Source organism: Martelella endophytica (assembly GCF_000960975.1).
Lineage (GTDB): Bacteria > Pseudomonadota > Alphaproteobacteria > Rhizobiales > Rhizobiaceae > Martelella > Martelella endophytica.
On record NZ_CP010803.1, the window covers coordinates 316,168 to 336,200 of the forward strand.

A 20,033-nucleotide genomic window follows, 5' to 3' on the forward strand; every position below is an offset into this window, starting at 1 on the left:
GCGAATTATTTCAGCGCGGCAATCAGCGCCTTGAGCTCGTCCTCGACCTTCGGGCGGATATCTTCGCGCTTCAGCGCCAGCGCCACATTGGCGATGATGAAGCCTTCCTTGGAGCCGCAGTCGAAGGTCTGGCCATCGAACTTGTAACCGAAGAATTCCTGGCTCTGCGCAAGCTTCAGCATACCGTCGGTGAGCTGGATCTCGTTGCCGGCACCGCGCTCGGTCTCGGCAAGGATCGGGAAGATTTCCGGCTGCAGGATATAACGGCCATTGATGAAGTAGTTGGACGGCGCAGTACCCGGTTCCGGCTTTTCAATCATCTCGGTGATCTTGAAACCGTTGCCGACCGTTTCGCCGACGCCGACAATGCCATACTTGTGGGCGAGCGAGGGGTCGCATTCCTCGACCGAGACGACATTGCCGCCGGCAACGTCGTAGACTTCCATCATGCCCTTCAGGCAGGGCTTGTCGGCTTCCATCACCATGTCGGGCAGGATCAGAGCGAAGGGCTCGGGGCCGACGATCTCGCGGGCGCACCAGACAGCGTGGCCAAGACCGTGGGGTTCCTGCTGACGGGTAAAGGTCGCCGTGCCGGCCTTCGGCAGCATCGTGGCAAGCAGGCTCAGCTCCGCATTCTTGTTGCGCGCCTTCAGCGTCGCTTCCAGCTCGTACTGGATATCGAAATAATCCTCGATGACGTGCTTGTTGCGGCCGGTGACGAAGACGAAGTGCTCGATGCCGGCTTCGATCGCCTCGTCGACCACGTACTGCACGATCGGCTTGTCGACGACGGGCAGCATTTCCTTCGGCACGACCTTGGTCGCGGGCAGGAAGCGTGTACCGAGACCGGCGACCGGCAGAACTGCCTTGCGAACCTTCTTATGCTGAGCCAAGACCCTCTCCTTTTATCGTCAAAACGCGGAAATGAATGAATTATTCTGGCAATATTGGTAAGGTCTAGCAAGATACAAGGGGCGGTGCAATCAAGCGCCCGCCCCTTCTGGATTTTTATCAGGAATGGTCCGTCCGCCATCTGGACGGGCAGTTTACGTCAACGCGGCAGCAGCGTTTCGCCCATCAGAGCCTCGTCGATGGCGCGGGCGGCCTGGCGGCCCTCGCGAATCGCCCAGACCACCAGCGACTGGCCGCGGCGAACGTCGCCAGCGGTCCAGAACTTGTCGACCGAGGTCTTGTAGTCGGTGTCGTTGGCAATCACGTTGACCGAGCCGCGGCTGTCGGTGTTGAGCGTCAACCGGCCTTCCAGATCGGCAAGCACGCCGTCCTTGAACGGGCCGCGGAAGCCGATGGCGATAAAAGCGAGATCGGCCTTGATGACGAATTCCGTGCCAGCGATCGGCTTGCGCTTCTCGTCCACATGGCAGCACTTCACGCCGGTCAGCACGCCGTCCTCGCCCACGAATTCCAGCGTTGCGACCTGGAACTCGCGTACCGCACCTTCGGCCTGCGAGGAAGACGTGCGCATCTTGGTGGCCCAGAACGGCCAGACGGCGAGCTTGTCTTCCTTTTCCGGCGGCTGCGGGCGGATGTCGAGCTGGGTGACCTTGACGGCGCCCTGGCGGAAGGCCGTGCCGACGCAGTCGGACGCGGTATCGCCGCCGCCGACGACGACGACATGCTTGCCGCCGGCAAGGATCGGCTCGGACGGCCAGCCGGTACTATCGATGTTCTCACGGCCGACGCGACGGTTCTGCTGCACCAGAAACGGCATCGCATCATGCACGCCGTGCAGCTCGCCGCCGCCGATGCCGGAGGCACGCGGGGTTTCCGAACCACCGCAATAGAGCACCGCATCGTAATCGGACAGCAGCTGATCCATCTTCACATCGACGCCGACATTGACGCCGCAATGGAAGGTAACGCCCTCGCCGCGCATCTGCTCGACGCGACGGTCAATGAAGTTCTTCTCCATCTTGAAGTCGGGAATGCCGTAGCGCAGCAGGCCGCCGGGCTTCGATTCACGCTCGTAGAGGTCAACCTCGTGGCCAGCGCGGCCGAGCTGCTGGGCTGCCGCCATGCCGGCAGGGCCGGAGCCGATGACGGCCACGCGCTTGCCGGTCTTCACCGTCGCCGGCTGCGGCACGATGAAGCCGAGCTCATAGGCCTTGTCGGCGATCGCCTGCTCGACGGTCTTGATCGAGACCGGAATGTCCTCGAGGTTCAGCGTGCAAGCTTCTTCGCAGGGAGCGGGGCAGACACGGCCGGTGAACTCGGGGAAATTGTTGGTCGAATGCAGGTTCGCAATCGCCTCTTTCCAGTTGCCGTTATAGACCAGATCGTTCCAGTCCGGGATCTGGTTGTGGATCGGACAGCCGGTCGGGCCGTGGCAATAGGGGATGCCACAGTCCATGCAGCGGGCAGCCTGCTTCTGCACTTCCGGATCCGACATCGGGATCGTGAACTCACGGAAATGCCGAATCCGATCGGAGGCCGGCTGATACTTCGCGACCTGCCGGTCGATTTCCATAAAACCTGTAACCTTGCCCATATTCTTCCCTGAAACTACTCGATGACGACCGCAGTGCCGGATACCGATACCATCAGCATCGTACCCTTTCCGGTCGTAATATTTTCATAGTCGATGTCGACAGCGACGATGGCATTCGCCCCCAACCGCTCGGCGTCGTTCTGCATTTCCTCATAGGCTGCCTCGCGGGCTTCGCGCAACGCATTCTCGTAAGCGCCGGAGCGCCCGCCAATGATATCGCGAACACCCGCCAGAAAATCCCTGAACACATTGGCGCCGATGATGGCCTCGCCGGTCACGATACCCTTGTAGGCGGCGATCCGCCGCCCTTCGAGCACATTTGTCGTCGTCATCAGCATTGAACATCTCCTGAGAGCATTCAACCGCCCCGTGAGGCGGCCAGATCACTCCGCCGCAACACCCATGCGCATCCGCTCCATGTCCTCCAGCGCACGCCGGTATTCGACCGGCATGACCTTGCGGAACATCGGGCGATAGTGCGCCCAATCGTCGAGGATCGCCTTGGCGCGGGTGGAGCCCGTGTAGAGGAGATGGTTGGTGATGAGGCGGACGAGACGCTCTTCGTCATGGCGGGTCATGTCGCCCGAGACGTCCACACGGCCCTTGTGCATGAGGTCGCCGCCATGATGGTGCAGCTTCTCCAGCATGTCGTCCTCTTCCGGCACCGGCTCCAGCATGACCATGGCCATGTTGCAGCGGTCGGCAAAGCCGCCATCCTCGTCCAGCACATAGGCAACGCCACCCGACATGCCGGCCGCGAAGTTGCGGCCCGTCGAGCCGAGAACGACGACAAGACCACCGGTCATGTATTCGCAACCATGATCGCCGACGCCCTCGACAACGGCGATGGCGCCGGAGTTGCGGACGGCAAAGCGCTCACCGGCGACACCGCGGAAGTAGCACTCGCCAGCGGTCGCGCCGTAAAGCACCGTGTTGCCGACGATGATCGATTCTTCCGGCACGATCGGCGAGTTCTCCGGCGGGCGGATGATGATCTTGCCGCCCGAAAGGCCCTTGCCGACATAGTCGTTGCCGTCGCCGATGAGGTCAAAGGTGACGCCGCGCGCCAGGAAGGCGCCGAAGGACTGGCCGGCCGTGCCCTTGAGCGTGACCGCAATCGTGTCGTCCTTGAGACCCTTCTCGTTCCAGCGCTTGGCAACCTCGCCGGAGAGCATCGCGCCGGCGGAGCGGTCGACGTTCTTGATCGTGGTCTCGATGACGACCTTTTCCTTGTTCTCGAGCGCCGGCATCGCTTCAGCGATCAGCTTACGGTCGAGAATATCGTCGATCGGGTGCTTCTGGCGCTCGGTCCAGAGCGTGGCTTCCTTCGGCGCGGGCACCTTGTGGAAGATCTTCGAGAAATCGAGACCCTTGGACTTCCAGTGGGCAATCGCCTCGTCCTTGTCGAGCAGCTCGACGGCACCGATAACCTCATCGAGCCGGGTGAAGCCGAGTTCGGCGAGCAGCTCGCGCAGCTCTTCGGCGACGAAGAAGAAATAGTTGACGACGTGCTCGGGCGCACCCTTGAACCGCTTCCGCAGGACCGGGTCCTGCGTGGCCACACCGACGGGGCAGGTGTTCAGATGGCACTTGCGCATCATGATGCAGCCAGCCGCGATCAGCGGCGCTGTCGAGAAGCCGAACTCGTCGGCGCCGAGAATGGCACCAATCAGCACGTCGCGGCCGGTCTTCAGGCCACCGTCGACCTGCAGCGCGATGCGCGAACGAAGGCCGTTCAGCACCAGCGTCTGCTGGGTTTCGGCAAGGCCGATTTCCCAGGGGCTGCCGGCATGCTTGAGCGAGGTCAGCGGCGAAGCGCCGGTACCGCCATCGAAACCGGAGATGGTGATGTGATCGGCGCGCGCCTTGGCGACACCTGCGGCAACCGTGCCGACACCGACTTCCGAGACCAGCTTGACCGACACGTCGGCCGCCGGGTTGACGTTCTTCAGGTCGTAGATCAGCTGCGCCAGATCCTCGATCGAATAGATGTCGTGGTGCGGCGGCGGCGAGATCAGGCCGACGCCCGGGGTCGAGTGACGGGTCTTGGCGATCGTCGCGTCGACCTTGTGGCCGGGCAGCTGACCGCCCTCGCCGGGCTTGGCACCCTGCGCCACCTTGATCTGCAGGAGATCGGCGTTGACCAGATATTCGGTCGTGACACCGAAACGGCCGGAGGCGATCTGCTTGATCGCAGAGCGTTCCCTCGGCGTGGTGCCATCGGGAAGCTTCAGATAGCGATCGGACTCTTCGCCGCCCTCGCCCGTGTTCGACTTGCCGCCGATCTGGTTCATGGCGATGGCGAGCGTGGTGTGCGCCTCACGCGAGATCGAACCGAAGGACATCGCCCCGGTCGAGAAGCGCTTGACGATCTCGGCAGCCGGCTCGACCTCATCGATCGAAACGGGCGTGCGGCCGAGTTCGGCGGCGCTGCGGACCTTGAACAGGCCACGAATGGTGTTCATCCTGAGCGCGCTGGCGTTTTCCAGGCCGGAGAAAGCGTTGTAGCGGTCGCGCGCATTGCCGCGAACGGCGTGCTGCAACTCGGCGATTGCTTCCGGCGTCCAGGCATGAGCCTCGCCGCGCATGCGGTAGGCATATTCGCCGCCGATATCGAGCGTGGACGACAGGATCGGGTCCTTGCCGAATGCCGAAAGGTGGCGTGCCGCGGTTTCCTCGGCGATTTCCTTCAGGCCGACGCCCTCGATCATCGAGGCCGTGCCGAAGAAGAAACGCTCGACGAATTCCGACGACAGACCGACGGCGTCGAAGATCTGCGCACCGCAATAGGACTGATAGGTCGAAATGCCCATCTTGGACATGACCTTGAGCATGCCCTTCCCGATTGCCTTGATGTAGCGATAGATCACCTCGCCGGCATCGACTTCCTTCGGGAACAGGCCCTTGGCGTGCATGTCGGCCAGCGTATCGAAGGCGAGGTAGGGGTTGATGGCTTCCGCGCCATAGCCCGCGAGACAGCAGAAGTGATGCACTTCGCGCGGCTCGCCCGATTCGACCACGAGACCGACCGAGGTGCGAAGCCCCTTGCGAATCAGGTGATGATGCACGGCCGCCGTCGCCAGCAGTGCCGGGATGGCGATTCGGTCCGGACCGAGATGACGGTCGGAGAGCACGATGATGTTGTAGCCGCCCTTGACCGCCGCTTCCGCGCGCTCGCAAAGCCGGTCGATCATTGCCGGCATGCCCTCGGCGCCCTGTTCGGCGTCATAGGTGAAATCGAGCGTCTTGGTGTCGAAACGATCTTCCGAGTGACCGATGGAGCGGATCTTCTCCAGATCGCCATTGGTCAGGATCGGCTGGCGCACTTCGAGGCGCTTCTCGCGCGAGGCTCCCTCGTGATCGAGAATGTTCGGACGCGGACCGATGAACGAGACCAGGCTCATCACCAGTTCCTCGCGGATCGGGTCGATCGGCGGGTTCGTGACCTGGGCAAAATTCTGCTTGAAATAGGTGTAGAGCAGCTTCGCCTTGTCCGACATCGCCGAGATCGGCGTGTCGGTGCCCATCGAACCGATCGCTTCCTGACCGGTCGTCGCCATCGGCGACATCAGGATCTTGGTGTCTTCCTGGGTGTAGCCGAAGGCCTGCTGGCGGTCGAGCAGCGACACGTCACGGCGCAGTGCCCGGGGTTCGACCGGGGCCAGGTCCTCGAGGATGAGCTGGGTGTGATCGAGCCAGTTCTGGTAGGGATGCATGCCGGCAAGCTCGGACTTGATCTCCTCGTCGGAAATGATCCGGCCCTTGTCCATGTCGATCAGCAGCATCTTGCCGGGTTGCAGGCGCCACTTGGCAACGATGTTTTCCTCTTCGACCGGCAGAACGCCGGCCTCGGATGCCATGATGATCCGGTCATCCTTGGTGATCAGATAACGCGCCGGACGCAGGCCGTTACGGTCAAGCGTCGCGCCGATCTGGCGGCCATCGGTGAAGGCGACGGCGGCGGGGCCGTCCCACGGCTCCATCAGCGAAGCGTGATATTCGTAGAACGCCTTGCGCTCCGGGCTCATCGACATGTTGCCGGCCCAGGCTTCCGGGATCAGCATCATCACGGCATGCGCCATGGAATAGCCGCCCTGAACCAGGAATTCGAGCGCGTTGTCGAAACAGGCCGTATCGGACTGGCCTTCGTAGGAGATCGGCCAGAGCTTGGAAATGTCGGAGCCGAACAGCGGCGAGGAAACCGACGCCTGACGCGCGGCCATCCAGTTGACGTTGCCTCTGAGCGTGTTGATCTCGCCGTTATGGGCGACCATGCGATAGGGATGCGACAGCTTCCAGGACGGGAAGGTGTTGGTCGAAAACCGCTGATGCACGAGGGCGACGGCCGATTCGAACCGGGGATCCGAAAGGTCCTTGTAGTAGGCGCCGACCTGGTAGGCGAGGAACATGCCCTTGTAGACGATCGTCGAGGAAGACATCGACACGGAATAGAAATCTTCGGTCGCTTCCGGGCTTTCCATGAAAATGGTGTTGGAGATCACCTTGCGCAGGATGAACAGCCGGCGCTCGAATTCCTGCTGGGTGTCGGCGCGCTGGCCGGCGCCGATGAAGACCTGCAGATGATAGGGTTCGGTCGCTGCGATATCTTCTGCCTTCGACAGCGAGGAATTGTCGACGGGCACTTCGCGGAAGCCGAGGAAACGCTGGCCCTCGTCGGCAATCACCTTCTGGATGATGTCCTTGTAGTGGGCGATGCGCGCCTCGTCGCGCGGCATGAAGAAGTAGCCGACGGCGTATTCGCCAACCTTCGGCAGAACCGTGCCTTCCTTCGCCATCTCCTCGCGGAAGAAACGGTCGGGGATCTGCATCAGCATGCCGGCACCGTCCCCCATCAGCGGATCGGCACCAACGGCGCCGCGGTGGGTGAGGTTTTCCAGGATGAAGAGACCGTCGCGCACGATCTGGTGCGACTTCTCGCCCTTCATGTGGGCGATGAAGCCGACGCCGCAGGCATCGTGCTCGTTTCGCGGATCATAGAGACCCTGACGTTTGGCGCGACGAGCCTCGGCAGCTTTGTGAGCGGTCTTCACGTCAGGCTGCGTGACCGGGGCACCACTAAGCGCGGATGGCGTCATCTTCGTCATTCAAGGTCTCCTTAAAGCGCCTTATCAAGCCAAGGCGAAACCGGATCATCGGGCATGGGTGCAGCGACGCGGTGAACGCCTCCCTGCTTCATTGCCACATTACTGTTCTGATACCGGAGCGCCCTCTGCGGCAAACCGGCCTGTGCCAGGAACGATCCCTGCCGGACCGTTGACGGTCTCGCCGTCTGTCGGAACACTATAGCCCGAAAAACGGCATGACGTCAGCCCCTCAGAGAGGGCGGCAGCAAAGCGAGCCGGACACAAAAATAGGACAGCATAACTGTCCTATTTGCCCTTCATGCCAGAAACGACCAACAGTAGCAAGTTAAATTATGGGTCGCGGCGCGCAAATACGAGCGATAATTACGCGGCACACGAAGGCAAAGCAAGAAAATTTCGTTTTTCAGGTGTTTGTCGTAAGACCTGAAACAAAACGTCATTTCTGGGGCGATTTTCGCGCTTCATCGACGCAGTGACCGCAAGCTCCTGCGGGAAATGGCCTGCCGAGCGCCGATTTCGCCTTCCGAGCGCGCCTTGTCAAGGCGGCCGCCGCCGTCTGTCGGGCCATCCGCCGGCCACCTTGCCGCGAGGCCCTTTACATTGACCTGCCTTTCCATTGATATCGCGCCCGACTCCCAAACGCATTTCCGAGGTCTTCCATGTTCTTTGCATCCGACAACTGGGCCGGCGCCCATCCCGCCATCGGCGAGGCGCTCGTGCGCGAGCAATCCGGCTACGCCAATGCCTACGGCACCAGTGACCTCGACCGGAAGATCGAAGCGCGTTTCAACGAGATCTTCGAGCGCGAGGTGGCTGTCTTTTTCGTCGGCACCGGCACGGCGGCGAATTCGCTGTCGCTGTCGGCCGTCGGTCGGCCGGGTGGCGTCGTCTTCTGCCACACAGAGGGCCATATCGCCAATGACGAGGGCGGCGCGCCGGAATATTTCACGGGTGGCGGCAGGCTGGCGCTCGTTTCGGGCCCCGATGGCAAGATGACGCCGGCAAACCTGCGCAAGGTCGCGGCCCGCTATCCCGCCGACTTCATCCACCACGGCCAGCCGATGGCGGTGTCGCTCACGCAATCGACCGAAATCGGCACGGTCTATTCCCTCGACGAGATTGCCGGTATCACCGCCGAGGCGAAGGCGCTTGGCCTGCCGGTGCACATGGACGGTGCGCGCTTCGCCAACGGCCTTGTTGCGCTCGACACCACGCCGGCGGAAATGACCTGGAAGCGCGGCGTCGACATCCTTTCCTTCGGCGGCACCAAGAACGGCTGCTGGTGCGCCGAGGCGATCGTGTTCATGAACCCGGACATGGCCCGCGACATGCCCTATATCCGCAAGCGCGCCGCCCACCTGTTCTCGAAGACCCGCTTCATCTCCGCGCAGTTCGATGCCTATCTCGAAAATGACCTCTGGCTCGATCTCGCCCGTCATTCCAACGCGATGGCGGAGCGCATGCGCCAGGCGTTCCGCAACGCCAGCGGCGCCCGGCTTGGCTGGGAGACGCAGTCGAACGAGGTTTTCGTGATCATGCCGAAAGCGGCTGCCGAGGCGGCACGCACTGCCGGCGCCCGCTTCTATGACTGGCTCGTGCCGGCCGGCGCCGACGATCTGGTCGGCGAAGACGAGATTCTCGCCCGTTGCGTCACCAGCTTTGCCACCACAGAAGCGGAGGTCGACCAGTTCGTCTCCTTCCTCGGACGCTGACGGATAACGCGAACCTCACAGCGACATCACAACCCGTTCACCAGCCGTGAACCCAAAATGACGCGCCATTGATTTCCAGTTGAAGCAAGTTTTTGCAACTCTCTTTCGTGCAGGAGCCACCCTGCGCAACAATCGAACACGATGGAGAAGGAGAGTTTCATGTCCACACAGAAGAAGATCAGTGCCGCGACCCTTGCGGGCGCCCTCGCTGTCGCCGCCGGCGGCCTCATCGCCACCACGCCGGCCCAGGCGGCCAACGTCAAATGCTACGGCGTCGCCATGGCCGGCCAGAACGATTGCGCGGCCGGCCCCGGCACGACCTGCGCCGGCACGTCCAAGGTCGACTACCAGGGCAACTCCTGGAAATACGTGGCCGAAGGTTCCTGCACCGAGATGATGCTGCCGGGCGACCGGATGGGCTCGCTTTCGCCGCTCGACCGCGACCTGCCGGAAATGTGATCCGCCTTGCACCGCCGGCCGCTTCCCGCGCCGGCGGTGCTTTCGTTCACCGGAGGCAACAGCAATGACGACCCTGAAGACATTCGATCGCAGGCCGATCCCGCCGCGCCCAGGCGCCGGGTTCAAGACCGCCCACGCCGATGCAATCCTCACCGACGATTACCGAATCGGCTTTCTGGAGGTACATGCGGAGAACTACATGGGCGAAGGCGGCCACCCGCACCGCATCCTCACCCGCATGCGCTCCGATTTTCCGCTCTCCATCCATGGCGTCGGCATGTCGATCGGCTCGCCGCGCGGCCTCGATCCCGCCCACCTTGCCCGGCTGCGGACCGTCGTCGAACGCTACGAACCCGGCCTCGTCTCCGAACACCTCGCCTGGTCCACCCATGACGACGCCTATTACAACGACCTGCTGCCGCTGCCTTATACGCCGGAAACGCTGGCCGATATCGTCGCCCACATCGACACGGTGCAGGAGGCGCTGAAGCGGCCGATCCTGCTGGAAAACCCCTCGACCTATGTCGCCTTTTCCGAAAGCAGCATTCCCGAGACCGAATTTCTCGATGAGATCGCCCGGCAAGGCGGCTGCGGTCTGCTGCTCGACGTCAACAATGTCCACGTCTCCGCGGTCAACAACGGATTTGACGCGATGTCGTACCTGAAGGCGTTTCCGCTGGAGCGGATCGGCGAGATCCACCTTGCCGGCCATGCCGAGGATGTTGACGACACCGGCGCTCCGCTGCTGATCGACGCCCACGACCGGCCGGTCGATGATGCCGTCTGGGCGCTCTATGCCTTCGTCATCCGCCAGACCGGCCCGCTGCCGACGCTGATCGAATGGGATAATGATGTGCCCGAATGGCCGGTGCTGAAGCGCGAGGCGGTGCTTGCCGAAGCGATCATGGCAAAGGAGGGCGAGCGCTTCCTGCTCGGCGCCCGTCATGGCTGAGGCCACACTGGATGGCTTCGCCGCGGCCCTGCTTTCACCCCCGCCGCGGGTCGCGCCCGCCGGTGTCGTCAATCCGCTCGGCGGCCCTGCGGAAAAACGCTTCGGCGTCTATCGCAACAATGTCGCCGTCGGCCTGAAGGGCGCGCTCGGCGACATCTTTCCCGTGACCCGCGACCTTGTCGGCGAGCGTTTCTTCGGCGCGATGGCGCACGAATACATCGAGGGCAACCCACCGCATTCTCCGGTTCTTGCCCAGTACGGCCACGGCTTTGCCGATTTCGTCGCCAGTTTCCAGCCCGCGCGCGATCTGCCCTACCTTGCCGATGTCGCCCGGCTGGAGCGCGCATGGCTCGACGCCTATCATGCGCGCGACGCCGCGCCGCTGGACCATCAAGGCCTCGCCGGGATTGATGGCGATGCCTTGATGGCGATGGCACTTTCGCCCCATCCCGCGGCCCGCCTGCTCGAATTCGAGAGCGCTGCCGTGACGATTTTCAAGCGGATCAAGGCCGGCGCCGGCCTGAAGGGCGTCGACCCCGCCTCGCCGGAGCGGGCACTGGTCACCCGCCCCTTCTATGAGGTCGCGGTGCAGGCCATCGACGCGGCGGATTTTACCTTCCTCGCGGCGATCATGAATGGCGAGACACTTGCTAGAGCCGCCGAAACCGCCCTTGCAACCAACGACGATTTCGATCTGGCCGCCGGCTTTGCCCTGCTGCTGAGATCGGGCGCGATCGCGGAGGAGGAAACCCGATGCTGACGACTGTTACCCGTCTCTATACAGGCACACTCGACCTTATCGAGAGCGCGCTCCTGCCCTGGTTTCCCGGCCTGTTCGCGCGGTTTGCGTTTGCGGCGACGCTCTGGCTCTACTTCCTCAACTCTGCGCGCACCAAGATTGAACCCGGTCTGTTCGGCTTCCTGTCGGTGCGCGATTCCGCCTACTACCAGATCGCGCTTCCCGCAGTGGAGGCGGCCGGCGGCGATGTCTCCGCCGTTCCCTTCCTGCCCTGGGGTCTGATTGTCTATCTCGGCACCTATGCCGAACTCATCCTGCCGCTGCTGATCGTCGTCGGACTGGCGACCCGGATTGCAGCCCTCGGCATGCTCTGCTTCGTCGCGGTGCAGACGCTGGTCGACATCACCGTCCATCAGGTCGGCCCGGAAACCATCGGCGCCCTGTTCGATCGCTTCCCAGACAGCGTCATCCTCGACCAGCGCCTGCTGTGGACGGTCCCGCTCGTCTTCCTCGTCCTCTATGGGCCGGGATTGATCGCGCTCGACACCCTCGTCGACCGGTGGACCAAAAGGCGGCGCCAATAAAAAACGGCGCCCGGATGGGGCGCCGTCTGGCATTCTCACAAAGCGCTGCGGCTTAGGCGGCGGTCGCCTGTTCCGTCTTCTGCAGGTCGGCGGCAATCGTCTTCGGCTCGCTGCCGGCGCGGCTTTCAATAGCAATGCGGCGCGGCTTCATGGCCTCGGGGATATTGCGGAGCAGTTCGACGTGGAGCAGGCCGTTCTTCAGCGATGCACCGCGCACTTCCATGTGATCGGCGAGCTGGAAACGGCGCTCGAAGGCGCGCTTGGCGATGCCGCGATAGAGATATTCGCGATCGCCCTCATTTTCATCTTCGGCTTTCTCGCCCTTGACGGTCAGCACATTCGCATGGGCTTCGATGGAGAGCTCGTTTTCGCTGAAGCCAGCGACGGCCATCGAGATGCGGTAGCTGTTCTCGCCGGTGCGCTCGATATTGTAGGGCGGATAGGCCGGCGCCTGTTCCGGCTGGCCCATCGAATCGAGCAGGCTGAAGAGACGGTCAAAGCCGACCGTGGAGCGATAAAGGGGGGAAAAATCGACATTACGCATGGTGTCCTCCTGTGAGCGACTGGTTTGCGATGATGCTTTCCGACCATCCCGATCCCGGCGATGGCGGCAAGCTGTCAGGGACCCATTCATTGGCGTCCCTACGCTGCCGGATTTGGGAATTCTGAAAACCCATTTCAAGAGGCTGAAAGCGCGCGCCCTCGACAGCGAAAAGTCGATGCAATCCACTACACTTATTACGCGTTCTCATGTATAGACTGGGGCTGAACGAAGGCACCAACCAGTGGGTAAGTGTTTGGAGACAAATACGATTTTTTAATGAACTTCCTGCGATTCGCCTTCATTCCGACAACCGAAAGCCACCGAATATTCGAATGAACCCTGTATGAATGCGTCGTTGCCGCTGCATTCAGGAGAAATGTACGAAACACCTTTTGCCGGGAATTACGGCGCACCCGTCCCGGCGCCGCCGACACTCTTGACCCAGTGTTAGCGGTACACTTGGCCGGAATCGCATCGCTTTTACCCCTGTTCAAGCGGTCGGTTCCGGTCCTTTTTTCCTGAAGCCATTGCAGGCAGGGGCGCAGGTCGCCATGTCACTCGCACGAGAACTGGTTCAGGCGCATGTACATCCACGATACCGAATACCGCCAAGCCGATGAAACCGGCACCCTCATGACCTGCGATGGGATATCGCTGAGCTACGTGCTCCATCATCCCGCCGGCGCCCGCGGCACGGTGGTGATCGTCCAGGGCCGATCAGACTACATCGAAAAGTACGGCGAAGCCATGACCGAGCTTGCTTCGGCCGGTTATGCCATCGCGAGTTTCGACCTGCGCGGCCAAGGCAGCTCGGGACGGCTCCTCGGCGATCTCCGCACCGGACATGTGCACCGGTTTTCAGACTATACGGACGACCTGCAGCTCTTTCTTCAGACCCATGTCCTGGGAAAGCTGCCCGCTCCCTATACGCTGCTCGGCTATTCGCTCGGCGGGCTGATCTCGCTTGCCGCGGCGCAGGCAGCCAACCCGCCATTCGATGGCCTCGTCCTCGTCGCCCCCTTTGTCGGCCTGCACGGCCAGATCTATCCCGAGCCCTTCATCCGCTTCTTTAGCCGAACGATGTGCACTTTCGGCTGGGCCGAGCACCTGGCAAAGGCTCACCCTGGCGCGGAAACCTTCGAAAATCAGAATCTGACATCGGACCGGCGCCGCTACGATCGCAACATGAAAGCAGCGAAGAGCGACCCGCCCTATCTTCTCGGCTCGCCGACCTATGGCTGGCTGGCAGAATGCCTCGCCGCCGCCAAGAGGGTGCGGCAGAAGGAGGCGCTCAGCCGGGTCGGGTTGCCGACGCTGGTGCTGAGCGCCGGTTCGGACGGCGTGATTCCCGCCGCCCCCCAGAAGAAGGTTGCCGAAGGCCTCGGCGCCCGGCACGTCGTGGTTCCCGGCTCCCGCCACGATCTGCTGCAGGAACGGGATGCCATGCGCGATGCCGCCATGGCCGAGATCCTGTCCTTCCTTGAAACGGTCAAGCCTCGTTGAGCACGGCAAGCGCCCGTGCGTGCAGCGCCGGGTTGGCCGCGGCAATGACGTCGCCACCCTGCTCCGGCCGTCCGCCATCCCAGGTCGTCACCACGCCGCCGGCCTGCTCGATCAGCGGGATCAATGCGGCGATATCGTAAGGCTTCAGCCCGCTTTCGATCGCGATATCGGCGAAACCGCCCGCCACAAGCGAGAACGCGTAGCAATCCGTGCCATAGCGGGCGAGACGGCAGCGCGCCTCCAACCGGTCATAGCGGGCAAGCTTTTCCGCCGCGATGATCCGCGGCGAGGTGGTGAACAGGATCGCCTCCTCAAGGGCCTCCGTCCGGCTTGTCGCGAGCGTCCGCGGCCCACCCGGCCCGAGATAGTGCGACTGGCGTCCGTCGGCGAAATAGCGCTCGCCGGTAAACGGCTGGTCCATCAGCCCCATCACCGCGCGACCGCCGCGATAAAACCCGATCAGCGTGCCCCAGACCGGCAGGCCGGCGATGAAGGCGCGGGTGCCGTCGATCGGATCGATGACCCAGACATGTTCGCGGTCAAGGCCGCTGGCGCCGTGCTCCTCACCCAGAATGCCGTGATCGGGGAATTCGCGGGCGATTAGCGCCCGGATGGCCGTTTCGGCGGCACGGTCGCCCTCCGTCACCGGATCGAAGCCGACCTCGTACTTGTTGTCGACGGCAAGCTGGGAACGGAAGCGCGGCAGGGTTTCGGCGCGGGCGGCATCCGCAAGACGATTGAAGAAATCGCGGTCGGGAAGCATGGCGGCTCCTCTGATTCAAGATGGTGGCCAAGTCATAGAGCCTTTCCGCCTTTCTTCGAAACGCGAAAACGCCAATTCTCTCGGTTTTTGAGAAATTCCGGACGGCGAGCTACGTTTCAGGTCAGGTGACATGACCCCAGCAAGCCCGGCCAAAACAGAAACAGCGCCCTATACTGCCGAAAAAACGCGCAGAGCAGGCCCACACAACCCCAAATCAAGTGCAACCAGCACACAAAATAGACATTTACCCTGCCTGCGCAAATTTAAGGCAAATTAGCTTGACACAGAACTGTCATTCACCTACTCTGCAATTACAGTCTTTCGACTGTGAATACCCTCCTTGGGTGTTTCCTCCCTAGACTTAACCGCGCGAACAGCGCGGTTTTTTTTGTCGATCGGGCGGAAACTACTCGGCGGCCATTGGCTGGGCGCCACCGAAGGCGACGACTTCCGCCGCGAAAGCGCGGATGAAAACGTTGAGCGCCTGCTTCACCGCGATGAATTCCGGCTTCTTCACGAAATTTTCTTCGTCCGCATAAAGCCGGCGGGAAATCTCGATCTGCAGGGCGTGGGTGTCGGAGGCGGGATGGCCATAATGTTCGGTGATGAATCCGCCAGCATAGGGCTTGTTGTAGGCCGTCGAAAACCCCATGCCCTCGAGGATCGAAAGCGCGGCGAAGGCGAGCGCGCCCGAGGCGCTGGTGCCGTAGCGATCGCCGATGATGATGTCCGGCCGCGCCCGGCGCCCGCCGAGCGAAACCGTGCCCGGCATGGAATGGCAATCGACCAGCACGGCATAACCGAATTGCCGGCGCGTGTCCTGCATCAGCCCCTTGAGGCTCTGGTGATAGGGCCTGTAGATGCGCTCGATCCGGGCAAGCCCCTCGGCCGCATCGATCGGCCCCTCATAGATCGGCATGTTTTCGGCAACAACCTTCGGAATGGTGCCGAGGCCGCCGGCAACGCGCATCGATGTCGCGTTGACATGGGCAGGCAGTGCCCCGGAGAACATCCGCGGATCGAGCTCGTAAGGCTCCCGGTTGACGTCGAGGAAAGCGCGCGGAAAGAAGGCCCGCTGCAGCGGTGCGCCGAAGGCCGGAACCTCGGCGAAGAGTTCGTCGACATAGAGGTCTTCCGAACGCCTTATATCGCGCGCATCGAGCCTTGCGGCCTCCAGAAAGGGCCGCGGATAGACACGGCCGGAATGGGGCGAATTGAAGATCAGCGGCAGGGACTGATGTTCGGGCCGGATGACCTCGAAGAAGGGGCTTTGACTTTCCACGGTGTTTCTGCCGGTCTCTCTCACTCTCTATCCTTCGGAATTTAGGCGCTTGCAGGCAAGCCGGCAAGCCTCGCGGTGATGCTTGTCGCTGGCAGCGATGGTGTCCTTCATTGCTTGTTTACGACAGCCGGTCTATCAGTCGGGTTAACGATAAACGTCCCTTGCGCCGATTTGGTTGAACTGATGGTACTGAAAATCCTTCTGGCTGAAGATGATGACGACATGCGCCGTTTTCTGGTGAAGGCGCTGGAAAAGGCCGGCTACCAGGTCGCCGCCTTCGACAATGGCGCCAGCGCCTATGACCGGCTGCGCGAGGAACCGTTCTCGCTGCTCCTGACCGACATCGTCATGCCGGAGATGGACGGTATCGAACTGGCCCGCCGGGCGACCGAGCTCGATCCCGATCTGAAGGTGATCTTCATCACCGGCTTTGCCGCCGTGGCGCTCAACGCCGATTCGGCAGCGCCGAAGGACGCCAAGGTGCTCTCCAAGCCATTCCACCTGCGCGACCTCGTCGACGAGGTTGAAAAGGTGCTCGCCGCCTGACGGCGGGGCGAAACCGGACAGCGTCAAAAAAGCTTCAGAAATGAGTTGACGCCGCCGCCAAAGTTTGGAATACACCGCGCCACGGATGGGCGTGTAGCTCAGCGGGAGAGCACTACGTTGACATCGTAGGGGTCACAAGTTCGATCCTTGTCACGCCCACCATCCAATTATTTGATTTTAAAGGGCTTTCGTGAATACGGAGGCCCTTTTTGCGTAGTGTTCTGTAGGTTTAACGAACCTGACAAAATCGGCACGCATAAAAAAAGCCGCCACTGTTTCCAGGGCGGCCGCAGATTACAGAATATGCTTTTCCAGACGCAATCGGATAATGGAAGGAAATGGTTTGGGTTACGACCCCTTGACCCCCAGTCAAGTGCGCTACCGGGCTGCGCTACACCCCGACCCATGCCTAACGGCCCGTTCCCTCTAGACTTTCGGCGCTGAGCACGCAAGAGGCAAAAACTCATTTCCGAAACAAAAACGGAAAATTTGCCTTGAAAGGCAGCCGGTGGGAACGAAAGTCCCACGAAACTCCCACGAGATGTTCCGATCATGTTCCGGCTTTTGTTCGTCGTTCGCCAGCGAGAAACCTGTCGCTCGGTAGGCCATCCAGACGAAACTTGATTTGGCAGCGGTCATCGAACCGGCCATCAACTTGCTTCAGCGCGCGCGGGCATTTTGCGTTGCGGGCGAAAGCGAGAAGCGCCGAAGGCGCGCTGTCGGTGCCAGCGATCCAGAAGAACCTGTCTTCGCGATACTCGCCGTAGCGGCTGCAAAGCTTGCATTCCACCTTCACCCTGCGCGGGCTCGCATCGTCCTGCATCTGCCGCCCCTTGACTCTCTGCCATCAAATTTGACAGTAGAACATAATAGGAACAAAGACGATTGAAAAGGCCATGCCCGCACGACGACCACCGCCCGGATTGCCGCCCGGTACCGGCTATCGCACGCTTCAGGATGCCGCCGACAATCACCAGATCCTGCAGGTCTGGTGCGGCGGCTGTCGCCGGCGGGTCAACTATCTTCCCGCCGACCTAGTGCCGATCGTCGGATGGCAGCACTATGCCCACGAGCCGCCCTTCGCTTGCTCGCGATGTAAGACCAAGGAATACATGGCGACAGCGTTGCTCTCGCCAAGCCTTGGCGATTATGGTGATATCAAGGTGCGCCGGCCGGCCGGGATGGTGCGGGTATGGAAGACGGTCAATCTCGGAGATGACCCCTGATGTGCAATCTGTACAACAACACGACGACACATGAGGCCGTACGCGCGCTGTTCCGGCCGGAACGTGACCTCACCAACCGCGCCGACCTCAACGGAGACTGCTATCCGGACAGGCCGGCGCCGATCGTGCGCATGGCGAACGGCGAGCGCGAACTCGCCTTCGCCACCTGGGGCATGCCCTCCCCGCCCTTCGTCACCAAGGGCAGGCCGGACACCGGCGTTACCAACATCCGCAACACCGCCTCGCCGCACTGGCGGCGGTGGCTCGGGCCGGAAAGCCGCTGCCTGGTGCCGTGGACGACATTCTGCGAGTGGGAAGATACCAAGCCGAAGAAGACCAAGCGCTGGTTTGCCATCAACGACGACAAACCGCTCGCGGCCTTCGCGGGTATATGGACAGTCTGGGAGGGGGAGCGCGGTTCGCTGAAGAACCCGAGACCGGGCACGCACGAGCTGTTCGGCTTTCTGACCTGCGAGGCAAACGCCGTGGTGAAACCGATCCACCCGAAGGCTATGCCGGTCATATTGACGACGACCGAAGAAATGGATGTCTGGACGCGGGCGCCTTGGGAGGAGGCAAAGGCGCTGCAGCGCCCATTACCCGACGGCGGCCTGATATTGCTGGAAAACTGAACTCAAAAGGAACAGTCCGGCCCCAAGAAAAGGCACACTCATTCCATCATTTGATGTTAGCTAATATTTAATTCAAATTTCTCTAAAGTACTATTGACATCGCTAGTAATGCTCAGAAATATCCTTTCATATCGATGAGGGGACATCAATATGAATTTTGCCGAAAGGGAAGCGTTCTATCGTCAGATCGAGGAAGAACGGGACACGAAGGTTATTGCCTACGTTACCGGCGACAGACGTAACATGGAGACGCAAATCGGTGCAGACTGCATCGATATTTTCATAGAAAAGCTCGATGAAATAGGACCGACGAAGAAGATTTCTTTGGTGCTTCATACAAACGGCGGCAACACCGCTGCAGCTTGGCGTTTAGTAAATCTGATAAAATCATTCTGCGATGAATTCGAGGTAATCATCCCATTCACTGCAATGAGCGCCGGGACCTTGATATCACTTGGGGCTCATAACATTGTGATGACAAAGCAGGCGACGCTAGGGCCGATTGACCCAAGCCTTAACCACCCTTTGGGCCCAAGCGTTAAAGACGGAAATCAGCTTGCGCGGCTATCTGTGAGCGTTGAGGCGGTGCGAGGCTACCTAGACGCGGCTTGCCTTGATCTTGGGATCAAAGATGATAGCTCGCTCGCAACGATTTTGACGGATTTGTCAAATAAGGTCCACCCACTTGTTCTCGGTGAGATTTTTAGGTCCAGAGCGCAAATCCGATTTCTCGCAGAAAAACTTTTGAACAGCACGATGAAAGATGGCGAGAAAATAAAGCCGATTGTCGATTTCCTTTGCGCAGATTCCGGTAGCCACGACTATACAATCAATAGGCGAGAAGCAAAAACTTTGGGTCTTCCGGTTGAAAAACCAACAAATGAGTTCTATGCTCTTCTTAAAAGCATCCAAAGAAGCTATAGCGCCGAGATGAAACTGGCAGAGCCATTCAACCCGCTAACGCTTGCGACAGCTGCGAATGGTGCGCCAGTACAATACAAGTTTGTGCGTGCAGTCATTGAAAGCGTCGATAATGGTTCCCACGCGTTTATTTCAGAGGGTGTGATGACGCGACAGGTTGGTCCGCAACAAGGTCCCATGCCACCCCAGCAGACAATCCAGGATCAAAGACAATTCGAAGGATGGAGGCAAATATGAAAGACTTCACCACCGGAACGGACGCAGCCCACGTGTTCCGTGAGACTTCCGCATCAGATACGCTGACCCTCGACGGGACAGGAGACACAGGCAGCCTATTCAATTTCATGAAAGATTCTATGATCGTTATGAGTTACGATCAGGAGGAATGGGACGCCAAAATTCCAAGCCGCCCCGAAGGGGACATGGATGCGACGGTTGCAGGGTCCTATACGGCGCGCTAAGCACCGTTTCCAGAATAGAAAAGCCGCCTAAAATTCTTAGGCGGCTTTTTTTTCGTTTGAATGGCCTTCAAACGCTGGGAGCTTTTTGTTGGCAACAA

Annotated in this window: 19 protein-coding genes and 1 tRNA gene; 12 read left to right on the forward strand and 8 right to left on the reverse strand. The window is 61.0% G+C overall.

Annotated elements, in window-relative coordinates; all coding sequences use genetic code 11:
* Nucleotides 1-5: 5 nt before the first annotated feature.
* The 4 genes from galU to gltB form a co-directional block, all read right to left on the reverse strand.
* Nucleotides 6-893, reverse strand: a complete 888-nt coding sequence (gene galU, locus TM49_RS01385) for a UTP--glucose-1-phosphate uridylyltransferase GalU (RefSeq protein ID WP_045679219.1) — start codon at nucleotides 891-893, stop codon at nucleotides 6-8.
* 158 nt (nucleotides 894-1,051) lie between these two features.
* Nucleotides 1,052-2,506: a glutamate synthase subunit beta gene (locus TM49_RS01390; RefSeq protein WP_045679220.1), complete on the reverse strand. Its 1,455-nt coding sequence runs from the start codon at nucleotides 2,504-2,506 to the stop codon at nucleotides 1,052-1,054.
* A 14-nt stretch (nucleotides 2,507-2,520) separates the two neighbouring features.
* On the reverse strand, nucleotides 2,521-2,844 hold the full coding sequence (locus TM49_RS01395; RefSeq protein ID WP_045679221.1) for a heavy metal-binding domain-containing protein: 324 nt from the start codon (nucleotides 2,842-2,844) through the stop codon (nucleotides 2,521-2,523).
* 45 nt (nucleotides 2,845-2,889) lie between these two features.
* Nucleotides 2,890-7,611 (reverse strand): glutamate synthase large subunit, encoded by a 4,722-nt coding sequence (gene gltB, locus TM49_RS01400; protein WP_045679222.1) that lies wholly within the window; start codon nucleotides 7,609-7,611, stop codon nucleotides 2,890-2,892.
* Between the two features lie 659 nt (nucleotides 7,612-8,270).
* Here gltB and TM49_RS01405 point away from each other — a divergent pair.
* The 5 genes from TM49_RS01405 (at nucleotide 8,271) to TM49_RS01425 (ending at nucleotide 12,057) form a co-directional block, all read left to right on the forward strand.
* Nucleotides 8,271-9,323: a threonine aldolase family protein gene (locus tag TM49_RS01405; protein WP_045679223.1), complete on the forward strand. Its 1,053-nt coding sequence runs from the start codon at nucleotides 8,271-8,273 to the stop codon at nucleotides 9,321-9,323.
* A gap of 159 nt (nucleotides 9,324-9,482) precedes the next feature.
* On the forward strand, nucleotides 9,483-9,782 hold the full coding sequence (locus TM49_RS01410; protein ID WP_045684579.1) for a BufA1 family periplasmic bufferin-type metallophore: 300 nt from the start codon (nucleotides 9,483-9,485) through the stop codon (nucleotides 9,780-9,782).
* A gap of 64 nt (nucleotides 9,783-9,846) precedes the next feature.
* Nucleotides 9,847-10,734, forward strand: coding sequence for an MNIO family bufferin maturase (gene bufB / locus TM49_RS01415; RefSeq protein ID WP_045679224.1), 888 nt, complete (start codon nucleotides 9,847-9,849; stop codon nucleotides 10,732-10,734).
* Entirely contained in the window at nucleotides 10,727-11,494 is a 768-nt protein-coding gene (locus TM49_RS01420; protein ID WP_045679225.1) for an HvfC/BufC N-terminal domain-containing protein, read from the forward strand. The genes bufB and TM49_RS01420 overlap by 8 nt, the downstream gene beginning before the upstream one ends.
* A complete protein-coding gene (locus TM49_RS01425; RefSeq protein ID WP_082074566.1) occupies nucleotides 11,488-12,057 on the forward strand; it encodes a DoxX family protein in 570 nt (189 codons plus the stop codon). The genes TM49_RS01420 and TM49_RS01425 overlap by 7 nt, the downstream gene beginning before the upstream one ends.
* Nucleotides 12,058-12,109: 52 nt before the next feature.
* On the opposite strand, the gene TM49_RS01430 is transcribed toward TM49_RS01425, so the two are convergent.
* Nucleotides 12,110-12,601 carry an Hsp20 family protein gene (locus tag TM49_RS01430; protein ID WP_045679226.1) on the reverse strand — a complete coding sequence of 164 codons (492 nt, stop codon included), beginning with the start codon at nucleotides 12,599-12,601 and terminating at the stop codon, nucleotides 12,110-12,112.
* 582 nt (nucleotides 12,602-13,183) lie between these two features.
* Between TM49_RS01430 and TM49_RS01435 the strand changes: the two genes are divergently transcribed.
* On the forward strand, nucleotides 13,184-14,104 hold the full coding sequence (locus tag TM49_RS01435; RefSeq protein WP_052699653.1) for an alpha/beta fold hydrolase: 921 nt from the start codon (nucleotides 13,184-13,186) through the stop codon (nucleotides 14,102-14,104).
* Here the strand turns inward: TM49_RS01435 and hisN are convergent.
* Nucleotides 14,091-14,867, reverse strand: a complete 777-nt coding sequence (gene hisN, locus TM49_RS01440) for a histidinol-phosphatase (protein WP_045679227.1) — start codon at nucleotides 14,865-14,867, stop codon at nucleotides 14,091-14,093. The genes TM49_RS01435 and hisN overlap by 14 nt on opposite strands.
* Nucleotides 14,868-15,273: 406 nt before the next feature.
* Nucleotides 15,274-16,149: an N-formylglutamate amidohydrolase gene (locus TM49_RS01445; protein ID WP_045684584.1), complete on the reverse strand. Its 876-nt coding sequence runs from the start codon at nucleotides 16,147-16,149 to the stop codon at nucleotides 15,274-15,276.
* Nucleotides 16,150-16,332: 183 nt separating this feature from the next.
* On the opposite strand from TM49_RS01445, the gene cpdR reads away from it, so the two are divergent.
* Together cpdR and TM49_RS01455 are read left to right on the forward strand one after the other, a co-directional pair.
* Complete coding sequence (gene cpdR, locus TM49_RS01450; RefSeq protein ID WP_045679228.1) at nucleotides 16,333-16,695, forward strand: cell cycle two-component system response regulator CpdR; 363 nt, start codon at nucleotides 16,333-16,335, stop codon at nucleotides 16,693-16,695.
* A gap of 87 nt (nucleotides 16,696-16,782) precedes the next feature.
* A tRNA-Val gene (locus tag TM49_RS01455) sits at nucleotides 16,783-16,857 on the forward strand.
* 388 nt (nucleotides 16,858-17,245) lie between these two features.
* On the opposite strand, the gene TM49_RS01465 is transcribed toward TM49_RS01455, so the two are convergent.
* Nucleotides 17,246-17,518: a hypothetical protein gene (locus TM49_RS01465; protein WP_045679229.1), complete on the reverse strand. Its 273-nt coding sequence runs from the start codon at nucleotides 17,516-17,518 to the stop codon at nucleotides 17,246-17,248.
* A gap of 73 nt (nucleotides 17,519-17,591) precedes the next feature.
* Here TM49_RS01465 and TM49_RS01470 point away from each other — a divergent pair, with 73 nt between their 5' ends.
* From TM49_RS01470 to TM49_RS01485, 4 genes are all read left to right on the forward strand, one after another.
* Nucleotides 17,592-17,921 carry a hypothetical protein gene (locus tag TM49_RS01470; protein ID WP_144409429.1) on the forward strand — a complete coding sequence of 110 codons (330 nt, stop codon included), beginning with the start codon at nucleotides 17,592-17,594 and terminating at the stop codon, nucleotides 17,919-17,921.
* Nucleotides 17,921-18,553 (forward strand): SOS response-associated peptidase, encoded by a 633-nt coding sequence (locus tag TM49_RS01475; protein ID WP_045679231.1) that lies wholly within the window; start codon nucleotides 17,921-17,923, stop codon nucleotides 18,551-18,553. The genes TM49_RS01470 and TM49_RS01475 overlap by 1 nt, the downstream gene beginning before the upstream one ends.
* A gap of 150 nt (nucleotides 18,554-18,703) precedes the next feature.
* Complete coding sequence (locus TM49_RS01480) at nucleotides 18,704-19,711, forward strand: SDH family Clp fold serine proteinase (protein WP_045679232.1); 1,008 nt, start codon at nucleotides 18,704-18,706, stop codon at nucleotides 19,709-19,711.
* Nucleotides 19,708-19,935, forward strand: a complete 228-nt coding sequence (locus TM49_RS01485; RefSeq protein ID WP_045679233.1) for a hypothetical protein — start codon at nucleotides 19,708-19,710, stop codon at nucleotides 19,933-19,935. The genes TM49_RS01480 and TM49_RS01485 overlap by 4 nt, the downstream gene beginning before the upstream one ends.
* Nucleotides 19,936-20,033 lie beyond the last annotated feature (98 nt).